General features: G+C 72.4%; 9 protein-coding genes. 5 read left to right on the top strand and 4 right to left on the bottom strand.

From position 1 onward, the window contains the following. The first annotated feature begins 107 nt into the window (after window positions 1–107). Window positions 108–1,751 carry a carbohydrate binding domain-containing protein gene (locus ACN6LM_RS26920; RefSeq protein WP_445067973.1) on the top strand — a complete coding sequence of 548 codons (1,644 nt, stop codon included), beginning with the start codon at window positions 108–110 and terminating at the stop codon, window positions 1,749–1,751. A gap of 55 nt (window positions 1,752–1,806) precedes the next feature. Here the strand turns inward: ACN6LM_RS26920 and ACN6LM_RS26915 are convergent, their stop codons facing one another. The 3 genes from ACN6LM_RS26915 to ACN6LM_RS26905 form a co-directional block, all read right to left on the bottom strand. Continuing rightward, window positions 1,807–3,054 (bottom strand): cytochrome P450 family protein, encoded by a 1,248-nt coding sequence (locus ACN6LM_RS26915; protein ID WP_445067972.1) that lies wholly within the window; start codon window positions 3,052–3,054, stop codon window positions 1,807–1,809. Window positions 3,055–3,142: 88 nt separating this feature from the next. Next, on the bottom strand, window positions 3,143–3,940 hold the full coding sequence (locus ACN6LM_RS26910) for a class II aldolase/adducin family protein (protein ID WP_445067971.1): 798 nt from the start codon (window positions 3,938–3,940) through the stop codon (window positions 3,143–3,145). Continuing rightward, window positions 3,937–4,941, bottom strand: coding sequence for a C-terminal binding protein (locus tag ACN6LM_RS26905; protein WP_445067970.1), 1,005 nt, complete (start codon window positions 4,939–4,941; stop codon window positions 3,937–3,939). Before ACN6LM_RS26905 ends, ACN6LM_RS26910 begins: the two co-directional genes overlap by 4 nt. 177 nt (window positions 4,942–5,118) lie before the next feature. On the opposite strand from ACN6LM_RS26905, the gene ACN6LM_RS26900 reads away from it, so the two are divergent. From ACN6LM_RS26900 to ACN6LM_RS26885, 4 genes are all read left to right on the top strand, one after another. Further along, window positions 5,119–6,018 carry an Lrp/AsnC family transcriptional regulator gene (locus ACN6LM_RS26900; protein WP_445067969.1) on the top strand — a complete coding sequence of 300 codons (900 nt, stop codon included), beginning with the start codon at window positions 5,119–5,121 and terminating at the stop codon, window positions 6,016–6,018. A 181-nt stretch (window positions 6,019–6,199) separates the two neighbouring features. Next, window positions 6,200–7,855: an amidohydrolase gene (locus tag ACN6LM_RS26895; protein ID WP_445067968.1), complete on the top strand. Its 1,656-nt coding sequence runs from the start codon at window positions 6,200–6,202 to the stop codon at window positions 7,853–7,855. 45 nt (window positions 7,856–7,900) lie between these two features. Further along, entirely contained in the window at window positions 7,901–9,349 is a 1,449-nt protein-coding gene (locus ACN6LM_RS26890) for an MFS transporter (RefSeq protein WP_445067967.1), read from the top strand. A 433-nt stretch (window positions 9,350–9,782) separates the two neighbouring features. Next, complete coding sequence (locus ACN6LM_RS26885; RefSeq protein ID WP_445067991.1) at window positions 9,783–9,977, top strand: hypothetical protein; 195 nt, start codon at window positions 9,783–9,785, stop codon at window positions 9,975–9,977. A gap of 25 nt (window positions 9,978–10,002) precedes the next feature. Here ACN6LM_RS26885 and ACN6LM_RS26880 read toward each other — a convergent pair whose 3' ends face one another. Beyond that, on the bottom strand, window positions 10,003–12,861 hold the full coding sequence (locus ACN6LM_RS26880; protein WP_445067966.1) for an FAD-binding and (Fe-S)-binding domain-containing protein: 2,859 nt from the start codon (window positions 12,859–12,861) through the stop codon (window positions 10,003–10,005). Window positions 12,862–13,407: the final 546 nt, after the last annotated feature.

The following is a 13,407-nucleotide window of genomic DNA, read 5'->3' as shown; positions in this document are numbered from 1 at the left end:
GATCCCGTCGATCGCCGGACTGCATCTCTCCAGTTCATCCGGGTCCGTGCGTCCACGCCCCCTACGCACGCCCACGCCGTCGGCACGTGGCGAGAACGGAGCACAGCATGTTCCATCGGAGGATTCGTACTACGTCGCCCGGGACGGATGACGGGCATTCGGCCGCCGTCCGGACCCGGCGAGGTTCGACCGTCCTGACCCGGACGATCGCGGGACTGAGCGCCGCCATCGTTCTCGGTGCCTGCGTCGCCCTGGCCGGTTCCGGGCCGGCCGGCGCCGCCGCCACCGACCTGCTGACCAACTCCGGCTTCGAGAACGGCCTTTCCGGCTGGACCTGCGCCAACGGTTCCGGCCAGGCCGTCAGCAGCCCGGTCCACTCCGGCTCGTCCGCACTGAAGGCCACGCCGTCCGGCCTGGACAACGCCCAGTGCACCCAGACGGTCAGTGTGCGGCCGAACTCGACGTACACGCTGAGCGCCTTCGTCCAGGGCAGCTACGTCTACCTCGGCGCCAGTGGCACCGGTGCCACCAGCGAACCGCAGACCTGGACGCCCGGCTCCGCGTCGTACAGCAAGCTGAGCGTCGACTTCACCACCGGTGCGAACACCACGTCGGTGACGGTCCACCTGCACGGCTGGTACGGGACGCCCGCGTACTTCGCGGACGACGTGTCGCTCACCGGCCCCGGTGGCTCGACGCCCCCGCCGACGACGCCCCCGCCCACCGATCCGCCGACGACGCCCCCGCCCACCGATCCGCCGACCACCCCGCCGCCCACCGACCCCCCGGGCGACGCCACCTGTGCCACGAAGCCCAAGCCGGCCGGAAAGGTGCTCCAGGGCTACTGGGAGAACTGGGACGGCGCCTCGAACGGCGTGCACCCGGGCATGGGCTGGGTCCCCATCACCGACAGCCGGATCGCCCAGCACGGCTACAACGTCATCAACGCCGCCTTCCCGGTGATCCTCTCCGACGGAACCGTCCGGTGGGAGGACGGCATGGACGCGGGCGTGAAGGTGTCGACACCGGCGGAGATGTGTGAGGCCAAGGCGAACGGTGCCACGCTCCTGATGTCCATCGGCGGCGCGGCCGCGGGCATCGACCTGTCGTCGAGCAAGGTCGCCGACCGCTTCGTGGAGACGGTCGTGCCGATCCTCAAGAAGTACAACTTCGACGGGATCGACATCGACATCGAGACCGGTCTGTCCGGCAGCGGGAACATCAACACGCTGTCCGCCTCCCAGTCCAACCTGATCCGCATCATCGACGGCGTTCTGGCCAGGATGCCGGCGGGCTTCGGCCTGACGATGGCGCCCGAGACCGCGTACGTCACCGGCGGCAGCGTCACCTACGGGTCCATCTGGGGCGCGTACCTGCCGATCATCAAGAAGTACGCCGACAACGGCCGGCTGTGGTGGCTCAACATGCAGTACTACAACGGCAGCATGTACGGCTGCTCGGGCGACTCGTACCAGGCCGGCACCGTGGAGGGCTTCGCCGCTCAGACCACCTGCCTCAACAACGGCCTGACCATCCAGGGCACGACGGTCAAGGTGCCGTACGACAAGCAGGTGCCGGGTCTGCCGGCCCAGCCCGGCGCGGGCGGCGGCTACATGACGCCCAGCCAGGTCGGCCAGGCGTGGAACACGTTCAACGGCTCACTCAAGGGACTGATGACGTGGTCCCTCAACTGGGACGGCTCGAAGGGCTGGTCCTTCGGCAACAACGTCAAGTCCCTGCAGGGCCGCTAGACCTGACGCGCCCGGTCCCGCGGGGCCGGGCGCGTCCCCCTGCTCAGCGGCGGCGTCACCCCCGCAGCCGCACCGGCAGCTTCCGCACGCTGTTCCCCACGAACGAGCGATGGCGCGGCAGCTCCGCCTCCCGAACCGCGAGGTCCAGGGCCGGGAAGCGGGTGAAGAGCTGTTCCAGGGCCGTGGTGGCCTCCAGGCGGGCCAGGGGCGCGCCCATGCAGTAGTGGGCGCCGTGGCCCAGTGACAGGTGGCGGGACTTGCCGGTGCGGGTGATGTCGAAGTGGGCCGCGTCCGGGCCGTGGGCCTTCGTGTCGCGGCCGGCGGCGGAGTAGCCCGCGAGGACCGGGGTGCCCCGGGGGATCACGGTGCCGTCCAGGGTGAGGTCGCGGGTCGGGTAGCGGAAGGGGAAGTAGCTGACCGGGCTGTCCCAGCGCAGGGTCTCCTCCACGACGTCGGCCCAGTTCGCCGCGCCGGAGAGCACCAGGTCGAGCTGGTCCCGGTGGGCGCACAGGGCGCGTACGGCGTTGGTGATCAGGTTCAGCGTCGTCTCGTGCCCCGCGACGATGGTCAGCATCAGCGTGCCGATCAGCTCCTGCGGGCTGAACCGGTCGCCGTCCTCCTCGCGGACGGCGATCATCGCGCTGGTGAGGTCGTCCCCCGGAGCGGCGGCCTTGGCGGCTACGACCGCACTCAGGGTCTCCGCCGTCTCCCGGTTGGCCGCCATCACCTCGGCCGGGCCGATGTCCGTGGCCACGAGCTGGTTGGAGAGGTGGTGGAGCCGGTCGTGGTGGGCCTCGTCCACGCCCAGCAGTTCGCAGATGACGCCCATGGGCAGCGGCAGCGCGAAGTGGGCGCGCAGATCGACGGTGCCGTCGTCGGTGGCGGCCGCCTCCAGGCCGTCCAGCAGACGGGACGCCAGATCCTCCACGTACGGACGCAGTTCCTCCACCCGGCGGGCCGTGAACGCCTTGCCCATCAGCGACCGCAGCCGCCGGTGGTCGGCGCCGTCCGCGGTCGTCATCCCCTGCACCGTGGCGAACGTCTTCAGCGGCCAGCCGTCGGGGATCTCTCCGGCCTGGAGCGCCGTGAAGTGCTGGGCACTCTTGGCGACGTCGGGGTGCGCGAGGAATTCCCTCAGCGCGTCGTGGCCCAGCACCGCCATCCCCTGTACCTCGCCGGGGAGGACCACCGGAGCGACCGCCCCCCGGGCCAGCAGCCGGGCGTTGGCCGCGTGCGGGCAGCCTCCGGCCGGGTCCGGGCGGTGCGGCCGATCGGCCTCGGGGTTCACCGGTGACGTGTTCAACGGGGCTCCAGGTCTCGGGCAGCACGGCGTACGGGCGGGCCAGTGTGGCCAGCCTCGACGCCCCTGCGCAAGAGCCGGGCCGGGACGCTCAGTCCTTGTGGTCCGGCGCGATCCGCTCCACCAGGCGCAGCAGCGCGGCCCAGGCCAGGTCGTAGGCGTCGTGATCCTCGAAGTCGGAGGAGGCGCCGCCCTCACCGGTGAGTTGCCGGGCGGTGTACTCGGCCACCTGGTCCGTAGGCAGGACGAGTTCGGCGCCGCCGGCCTGGGCGGTGACCTGGATCTCGCACGCCTTCTCCAGGTAGAACATGCGCAGGAACGCCTGCTTGGCACTGTCGCCGACGGTCAGCAGCCCGTGGTTGCGCAGGATGAGCGCGGGGTGGGTGCCGAGGTCGGCGACGAGGCGTTCCTGTTCGGCGAGGTTCAGGGCGACGCCCTCGTAGTCGTGGTAGCCGACGCGGTTGTGGAACTCCATCGACATCTGGTTCACGGGCAGCAGGCCCGCCTTCTGCGCGGCCACCGCGCAGCCGGCCCTGGTGTGCGTGTGCAGCACGACGTGGGCGTCGGTGCGCGCCTTGTGGATCGCGCTGTGGATCACGAAGCCCGCGGGGTTGACCGGGTGCGGGCTCGGCTCCACCGCGTTGCCGTCCAAGTCGATCTTGACCAGATTGGACGCGGTGATCTCCTCGAAGAGGAGCCCGTACGGGTTGATGAGGAAGTGGTGGTCCGGACCCGGCAGCCGCTGCGAGATGTGCGTGAAGATCAGGTCGGTCATACGGAAGTGCGCCACCAAGCGGTAGACGGCCGCGAGTTCACGGCGCAGCCGCGTCTCCTCGGCCGCGATGTCCGTGTCCTGGGCGGTGGCGGGGGTGTCGAGGATGTCCGTCACGCGGGGTCTCCTTGCGTGCTGTCGGCGGGAGGGGTGGTCGCTGCCGGCCGCGGCGTCACGACGGGGGTCTTCGGGCGCCCCGTGGTCCACCAGGCGATGACGTTCTCGGCGGGCTTGGTGACGTAGGCGCGGAGCGAGGCGTCCGTGAGGAAGGCGAAGTGCGGGGAGAGCAGCAGGCGCGGGTGGCCGCGCAGCCGGTCGTCGACGGCGGGCGGTTCGACGGGGAACACGTCGAGCGCGGCGCCGGAGAGCCGGCCGCTGTCGAGGGCGTCCAGGACCGCGCCGGGGTCGATGAGGTCGCCGCGTGAGACGTTCACGAGGAGGGAGCCGGGCCGCATCCGGCCGAGCAGGCCGGCGTCGACCATGCCCCGGGTCCGCGGCGTGGACGGGACGTGCAGCGACAGGACGTCGGCCGTCTCGATCAGGGTGTCGAGGTCCAGGCGCTCGACACCCTCCGGCCAGTCGGCGGCGTGCGGGTCGTGGGCAGCGATCCGGCCGAAGAGCGGAGCGGCGATTCGGGCGAGGACCCGGGCGATGCGGCCGAGGCCGACGAGGCCGAGCGTCATCTCGCTCAGCCGCCTGGGGACCTCGGTGAGGTCGGTGCTCCACCCGCCGGCCCGGACCACGGCGTCCGCCTGCGGCAGGCGCCGCGCGAGGGCGAGCGTCTGGGCGAGCGCGTGGACGGCGACGTCCTCGGTGGCCGAGTCGGGCAGGTTGGCCACCCACAGGCCCCGGCGCGCGGCCTCGGCGGTGTCGATCATGTCGTAACCGGTGGACATGGTCGCCAGCATCCGTACGCGCGGCAGGCGGTCGAGGAGAGCACCGTCCACGCGGGCGTAGCCGACGACGAGCGCCACGGCGTCGTGCGCGGCGGAGGCGATCGCCTCCGGGTCCCTGCTGCCGACGACGCGGACCTCGAAGCCCGCGTCGGTGAGCAGTGCCACGCCGGGGGCGGGGTCGAGTTCCTCCGTGTCGGTGATCACGGCTACAGGTCGCGTCATGCCGGGCCTCCGTCGATGATTCGATCGTTTTATCGCTGAGAAACTTACGTTTCCTCTGTGATGATTGTCTACCTCGGACGAGATGATTGTGCGGAAGGGTGGCTCGGGCCCGGAGCCCGACGGCTCGCCCGGGGGGCCGAGAATGGCCGGACACCATGGACCGAGGAGGGGTGCCACGTGGAGCTCGACGAGACCGATCTGGCGATCGTGCGGGAGTTGCAGGGCGACGGGCGGCTCACCTACGAGACGCTGGCGCAGCGGGTGGGACTTTCGCGGCCGGCCGCCCGGATGCGGGTGCAGCGGCTGCAGGAGTCCGGCGCCGTGCGGGTGGTGGCGATCGTGCACCCAGCCGTGCGCGCCCTCACCGCCTCGGCGCACCTCGCCATCGACACGCACGGTCCGGCCGGTGAGGTGGCGCACCGGGTGGCCGAGCTCCCGCAGGCGCCCTTCGTGACGCTGACGAGCGGGCGGCGGGCCATCATGGCCGAGCTGCGCACGGCGGGCTTCGGGGAGCTGGAGAGCACCATCGAGCACATCCGTGCCCTGTCGGGCGTGCGTGCCGTGGACCCCCTCGTGGCGACGCGGCACGTGAAGGACCCCTACCTGCTCACCGGTGAACCGACCATCGGCGTGCTCGACGGAACGGACGAGCGCATCCTCGCGGAGCTGGAGGAGGACGGCCGGCTGCCGTTCGCAGAGCTGGCCGGGCGGGTCGGGCTGTCGGCGGGCGCGACCCGCTCGCGGACGTTGCGGCTGCTCGACGGCGGGGTGGCGAAGGTGGTCGCGCTGGTGCGGCCCGACATGCTCGGCATGGGGTATCTGTGCGGGTTCAGCCTGCGCGTGGTGGGCCGGGCGGCGGGGGTCGCCGAGACCGTCGCGGGGTTGGCGCGGGTGGCCTTCCTCTCGACGTGCCTGGGCCGGGCGGAAATGGTCGGCACCATCACCGCGGAGTCCCTGGCCGCCGTGCGCGCCACGCTGGAGGAGATCCGCGGCCTCGACGCCGTGTGCGGGGTGGAGAGCTGGCTCCACCTGGAGCTCGTCAAGGAGCGCTACGACCTCCGCCCGCACGCCGCCTGACGCCCGTACCGCCCCGCACCGCCAGGGGTGCGCAGTCGATACGTAACCGCAAACGCGATTCGACTTTACAAAAGTTCTTCCCCGGACCCTCTGGTCAATCAGGCGTTCGCTCTTTATCGTTCTGCGAGCCGAATCGTCTGTCGGCGAGTCATCCGTACCCCTGGCCGAAAGCAGCCCCGCCATGCCCCGTCCCCCCGAGTCCTCCGAGCGCACACTCCTCGTCACCGGCGCCGCCGTAGCCGTCCCGGGCACCTCGGTCCGCGCCGAGGCGCTGGCCGTGCGCGGCGACCGTGTGGTGCACGTCGGTACCGCCGAGGACGCCCGCGCCGCGCTCGGCGGCCGGGCCGACGAGGAGCTGTCGCTCGACGGCGGCCTGGTCCACCCCGGCTTCGTCGACGCCCACTGCCACCCGGTCATGTACGGCCAGGCGCTGGCCTGGGTCGACCTCCGTCCCGAGCGCGTCCCGGACATCGACACCATGGTCGAGGTGCTCCGCGAGGCCGCCCGGGACCTCCCCTCCGGCGTCCCGGTCCGCGGCTTCGGCTACGAGCACCGCCGCCTCGCCGAGGGCCGCCACCCCAGCTGCCACGACCTGGACCGGGTCGCCGAGGACCGCGAGGTCTACGTCATGAACGCCTCCGGCCACGGCGGCGTCGTCAACTCCCACGCCCTGCGCACCTGCCGCATCGACGCCGCCACACCGTCCCCCGAAGGCGGCAGCATCGGCCACTTCGAGGACGGGGAGCCCGACGGCCAGCTGTGGGACGCCGCCTGCGACCTGCTGACCGGACCGGCCGGCGTCAAGATCGGAAACCACGGCCCGAACTTCCACCTCTCCGAGCCCGACGACATCATGGCCGACCACCTCCTGCGCGCCCAGGAGGTGTTCCTCGCCGCCGGCGTCACCACGATCGGCGACGCCCAGGTCTCGCGCCGCGAGATGGAGACCTATCTGCGGGCCCATGCCGACGGCTCGCTGCGCATGCGGGTCTCCGCCTACCTGACCTCGGCGCTCCTGGACACCGCCCTCGAACTCGGCGCGGTGCGCGGCTTCGGCGACGACCACTTCCGCATCCAGGGCGTCAAGTTCTACGCCGACGGCACGCTCGGCGGCTGGACTGCCTACTTCCCCGAGGGCTACGCCGCCGACTGCTGCCACCACGGCCAGCTCTACCACTCCGTCGAGGAGTACGCCGAGATCGTCCGCCGCGCCCACGCGGCCGGCCTCCAGACGGCGACCCACGCCCAGTCCCCGTACGCCATCGGCATGGTGCTCGACGCGATCGAGAAGGCGCAGGCGGAGCGCCCCCGCGAGGACATGCGCCACCGCATCGAGCACTCCGGACTGCCCACCGACGAGCAGATCGACCGCATGGGCGAACTCGGCGTCGTCCCGGTCATGCAGCCCCAGCACCACCTGCGCACCGGCGACGGCACCCTCACCGCCATCGGTGAGATGGGCCACCGCTACAACCCGGCGGGCCGCTGCCCCGAGGCCGGCGTCCCGGTCGTCTTCTCCTCCGACGCCCCTGTCGCCCCGCCCGCCCCGCTGGAGGCCGTCGCCGCAGCCGCGACCCGCCGTACCGTGCTCGGCACCGTCCTGGGCGACGCGTCGCTGCGGCTGCCCGTCGAAGCGGGTCTGCACGCCCACACCGGTGCGGCCGCCGCGGCCCTGCACCGCGAGGACTCGATCGGCGCGCTCGCCCCCGGCATGCTGGCCGACTTCGTCGTCCTGGACGCCGACCCGCTGACCGTTCCGGCCGACGAACTGACCGGCGTCCGGGTCCTGGAGACCTGGATCGGCGGCAGCCGCGCCTGGGCCGCGACCGGCCGCTGACCCGGCGGGCGCACCTGTTTTCCCGGCGGCCGGACGATCCCTTCCGTGGCCCGGCCGCCGGGCCTCGTACAACCCCTCTCCCAGCTCGACTGGCTGCAACGTCCCGTCTGCACTCACCTGCCGGAGGTCCCCTTGCCGGACCGCACCACCACCGCCCGCCGACCGCAGAGCCCGTACCGGACGGCCCTCGCCGCCCTGTCCGGAACCTCCATCGAGTGGTACGACTTCTACGCCTTCGCCACCGCGGCGGCGATCGTGTTCAACGACGTCTTCTTCCCGGCCGACATGCCGACGGCCCTGAAGACCATCTCGTCCTTCGCCACCTTCGCCGTGGGATTCCTGCTGCGCCCGCTCGGCGGCATCGTCTTCGGGCACATCGGTGACCGCGTAGGCCGCAAGAAGACGCTGGTCATCACTCTCATGATGATGGGCATCGCCTCCGTCGCCATCGGTCTGCTGCCCACGTACGAGCAGGTCGGCGCCCTGTCCCCGATCCTGCTGATCGTGCTCCGCCTGATCCAGGGCATCGCGATCGGCGGCGAGTGGGGCGGCGCGGTCCTGATCGCCGTGGAGAACGCCCCCAAGGGCAAGGCCACGTTCTTCGGCTCCTTCGCCCAGCTCGGCTCCTCGGTCGGCGCGCTCCTGTCCACCGGCATGTTCAGCCTCATGAGCCTGTTCGGCGACGCCGCCTTCGACAGCTGGGGCTGGCGCGTGCCCTTCCTCGCGTCCGCCGTCCTCGTCGTCATCGGCCTGGTCATACGCACCAAGCTGGAGGACTCCCCGGTGATGGAGGACATCCACGCTGAGCAGAAGAAGGAGGGCGAGGGCCAGGGCGCTTCGCGGCTGCCCGTCGCCGAGGTGCTGCGCAACGACTGGAAGACGGTCCTGGTGGGCGTCTTCTCGCTGGCCACCGCGACCGGCGGCTACTACGTCGTGACGAGCTACCTGCTCTCGTACGGCACCGACGACCAGCACCTGTCCGAGTCGATGCTGCTCAACGGCCTCACGCTCGCCGCGTTCCTGGAGCTGATCGTCACCCCGTTCCTGTCGCTGCTCGGCGACAAGGTCGGCGCACACAAGGTCGTCGTCTGCGGGCTCGCCGGCGTGGTGCTCCTGTCGATACCGCAGTTCATGGTCGTGGGAACGGGCAACGTCGTCCTGATCTATCTGGCGATGCTCGCGATGCGTCTCGTGATGTCGGCGCTGTACGGGCCGATGGCGGCGATCCTCGCGGACGGCTTCGCCCCGCAAGTGCGGTACACGGGCATCTCGCTGGCGTACCAGATCTGCAACCTGGTCTTCGCGGGCTTCGCGCCGGTCACCGCGGTGTGGCTGTCCTCGCTCGCGGGCGGCGCGTACTGGCCGCCGGCGGTCGCCCTGATGGTGATCTCTTTGATCGGCATCTGGTGCACCCTGCGGCTGCGCACGTACCGCGCGCGCCTCACCCCCGCGACGCCCGAGGCCACGACGGCCCGGGTGGGTGCCAGCGCCTGACGACCCGCCGACGCGTGAGGGCCCGGCCGCTTCGGCCGGGCCCTTCGGCTGCGCCCTCGCGGCAGACACCAGCGCCGCGACCACGGCACGATGGCGGCGACGACCAGCACCATCGCTCCCGACTCGGGGCCGGACGGATTCACTCCCTTTGCCCACCTCACCGCGCAGAACACCGCTCTCCACAGCTCGACGGGGCAGCCCGTGGCGCTGTACCGCGGCCGGCCAAGGGCCTTCGTGTCCCATCACCAGGCCCACCCGGCCGCTCCCGGCATCGTGCACGGCAGGCCCGACGGAGGGACGGCTTCATCAGATGGAGGCGCGGATGGGGCGCCGGGAACTGCTGGTGGGCGAAGCCGCACCTCAGCTCCGCACCATTCTGTCCGAGGCAGTTCTCAGGACCCCCTTGCGCAAGGGCGGTGAGTGACGACAGCAACTGGAGTACTTGGTGGAGGCAGGGGAGAGGGACGGGGTGTCGGTGCAGGTGGCACAGTTCGGCGTGGGGCTCCACGCCCTGACCGACACTGACGTGATGTTCCTTCGCCCTCACCTCCACCGCGGACGACTGGTCGTCCTTCGTGTCCGCCGTGAAGGACGGAACCGTGGGCGCCTGAGTCGCCCCACCGCGTGAGGCGGCCCCGTTGGCCGGTGATCCGTCAGCGGGGCCGCCTGCATTCCGGCGGGAATGCCCCTCGCCCCCGCAACGCCTCCGCGATCACCTGCACCAGATGCCGGCTGTCCAGGCCCGCCAGGTCCCGGACCTGGGTGCGGCAGGAGTAGCCGTCCGCGAGGATACGGCGGTCCGGGGCGGCGGACGCCCTGGACAGGATGCCGTCGCGGGCGATCTTCTCGGAGACCTCGTAATGGCCCTTCTCCATGCCGAAGTTTCCGGCCAGGCCGCAGCATCCGGGGGAGATCTCGACGTCGCAGCCCATGGACCGGAGCAGTGAGTGGTCTGCCTCGTAGCCCATGACCGCGTAGTGGTGGCAGTGGGGCTGGACCAGGAGGTGTTCCGTTGCCTGCGGGGGTGTCCAGTCGATCGAGGTCAGGAATTCGGCGAACGTCCTGACCGCGCCCGCGAGTTCCGCCGCGCCGGGGTCGCCCGGCAGGAGCTCCACCAGGTCCGACCGGAGCGTCGCCGTGCAGCTCGGTTCGATACCGATCACCGTGCGGCCGGCCCGGACGTGGGGGAGCAGCAGGTCCACCGTGGAGCGGAGCTTCGCCCTGGCGGCGGTCAGCTGGCCCGTGGAGATCAGGGTCAGGCCGCAGCAGGCGCCCGGGGCGGCGGTCTCCACGTCGCAGCCGGCCGCCGTCAGGACCTCCACGGCGTCCCGGGGGATGTCCGGGGCGAGCGCGTCCGAGAAGGAGTCGACCCAGAGCAGCACCTTGGGACCGTCCGCCCTCGAAGCGGCGGCCCCGCTCCACCGGAACGGCCTCGCCGGCAGCGGCGGCAGTGAGCGGCGGGGGTCCGCGCCCATCAGGGTCATCATCGTCCGCCGCAGCACCGGCACCCGGCCGGCCAGGTTGACCAGGGGCGCCAGCGGAGCGAGCAGGCACAGCCACTGCGGGAGCCGGCCCAGGGTGTAGTGGCTCAGCGGGCGGCGGCGGCCCTTGTACGTCTGGTGCAGGGCCTCCGACTTGAACGTGGCCATGTCGATCCCCGTGGGGCAGTCGTTGGCGCACGCCTTGCAGCTCAGGCACAGGTCCAGGGCCTCGTGGACCTCCGGCGAGCTCCAGCCCTCCGTGACGAAGCCACCGTTCAGCATCTCCTGGAGCGCCCTCGCCCGCCCCCGCGTGGAGTCCTTCTCGTCGCGGGTGGCCATGTACGAGGGGCACATGAAGCCGCCCTGGCCGCGCAGGTCCGCCCGGCACTTGCCCACCCCGACGCACCGGTGCACGGCGTCCGTGACGTCCCCGCCGTCGTACGCGAAGGCGAAACCGTCGGTCGCCCGCAGCCGGCGCGCCCCGGGCCGCCGGAGGTCCGCGTCCAGCGGCGCGGGGCGGACGACGACACCGGGGTTCATGACGTCGTCCGGGTCCAGGAGCGCCTTGAACGCCTCCATCGCGCGCAGCGCCCCCGGGCCGTACATCGTCGGCAGCAGCTCGGAGCGGGCGCGGCCGTCGCCGTGTTCGCCGGAGAGCGATCCGCCGTGACCGGCGGCCAGGGCGGCGGCACGTGCGAGGAAGTCGCGCAGGGGCGCGCCCCCGGCGTCGAGCGGGAAGTCGATGCGGGCGTGGACGCACCCGTCGCCGAAGTGGCCGTAGGCCAGGCCGGACAGCCCCTTCTCGGTCATCAGCGCCTGGAGCCCGCGCAGATAGTCCCCGAGCCGTTCCGGCGGCACGGCGGAGTCCTCCCAGCCCGGCCACGCCTGCTTGCCGTCGGCGGTGCGTCCGGCCAGACCGGCCCCGTCGGCGCGGATCTGCCAGAGCCGGACCGCCTCGGGGCCGGCGGGCAGGACGACGCTGTCGGCGGCGGTCGAGGCCGCGACGAGCGCGCGCGCCGCCTCGACCGCCTCCCGCGAGGTCGCCCCGCCGACCTCGGCGATCAGCCAGCCGCCGCCCGCGGGCAGCGTGGGGACGGAACCGGCGCCGTGTGCCCGGCGGACCGCGTCCACGAGCTGCGCGTCCAGGCCCTCCAGCGCGAGGGGGCGGAACGGCAGCAGGCGCGGCACGTCGTCCGCGGCCGTCGCCATGTCCGCGTATCCAAGGACCGCGAGCGCCGGAGCGGGCGCCTGCGGGACCAGCCGGACCACGGCTTCGAGCAGGACCCCGCAACTGCCCTCCGTGCCGGTCAGCGCGGCCGCGAGGTTGCGTCCGTTCTCCGGCAGCAGGTGTTCCAGTGAGTAGCCGGAGATCTGCCGTCCGAACCGCCCGAACTCGGTACGCAGCACCGCCAGATGCTCCGCGACGAACGCGTCCAGCCCCGGCACCGCCGCGAGCGCCTCCGGCCCCGCGCCCGCCGTGATCACCGCGCCGCTGCCCGTCAGCCAGGTCATCGACACCACGTTGTCGGCGGTACGCCCGTAAGAGAGGCCGTGCGGCCCGCACGCGTTGTTGCCGATCATCCCGCCGATCGTGCAGCGCGTGGCCGTCGAGGGGTCGGGCCCGAACCGCAGCCCGTGCGGCAGGGCCTCCCTCTGCAGCGTGCTCAGGACCGCGCCCGGCTCGACCACGGCCGTCGAGCTGACGGGATCGACGGACAGCACGCGGTTCATCGAGCGCGAGAAGTCGATCACCAGTCCCGGCCCCACCGCGTTCCCGGCGCACGAGGTCCCGCCGCCCCTGACGGTGACCGGAACCCGGTGTTCACGCGCGATCCCGACCGCGGTGACCACGTCGTCCTTCGTCCGGGGCGTGAGCACGGCCCCGGGGACGATCCGGTAGTTCGACGCGTCGGTCGAGTAGACCGCCCGGGTCGTGGCCGAGGTGTCGAGGACATCGCCCAGTTGTCCGCGCAGGGCGGCGAGGAACGCCTCGGTGAGGGGGACGGGGGCGTCTGCGGTGGTCGCGTCCATCGAGTGCTGCTCCTGGGGGAGGGCCGGCGGTACGGGCACGAATCCCGTGCCCCCGTAGCTTCTCAGCGGTGCGCCCGCGGCCGTCGCACCACCGCTCGGGAGTGCCGGGCCACCGACGGGGCGTCATCACTCCTGGAGTCGCTCGCCGCAGCCGGGCCGTCGCGCGCACCGGCCGGTCGCCGCGGGTGAGGCGGGTGGGCGCGGGCCCGTGGATCGCGCCGCGCCCAGCCGGACGTGGTGGACCTGGCGAGCCGCCGGGCGTGCACGGCGGCGGAGGGGCAGCGCCGGGGCCGCCGCCCGCCCCGGCGAACAGGCGACATGTCGCATGCTCGCCACCCGCACCACCTATGCCCCACCGCGATGCCGGCCCGAGGATGACCGGCAACGGGCCGCGCGGCTGCCTCAGCGGTCGCCCGGCCCGTCCCCGTGCTCCCGTCCGTCCGTCGCCCGGCAGCCGATGCCGTGGCCGCACCTCGCCAGGAGGCCGCGATGTCCACCGGTCCCGTCGGACGCAGCGGAGGAGCGGGGGGGGGGGGGGGGGGGGGG

The sequence above is a fragment of the Streptomyces sp. SAS_281 genome (genome assembly GCF_052542855.1).
The sequence above is the reverse complement of the archived record's forward strand: the minus strand, read 5'-3'. Positions and strand labels throughout refer to the sequence as shown.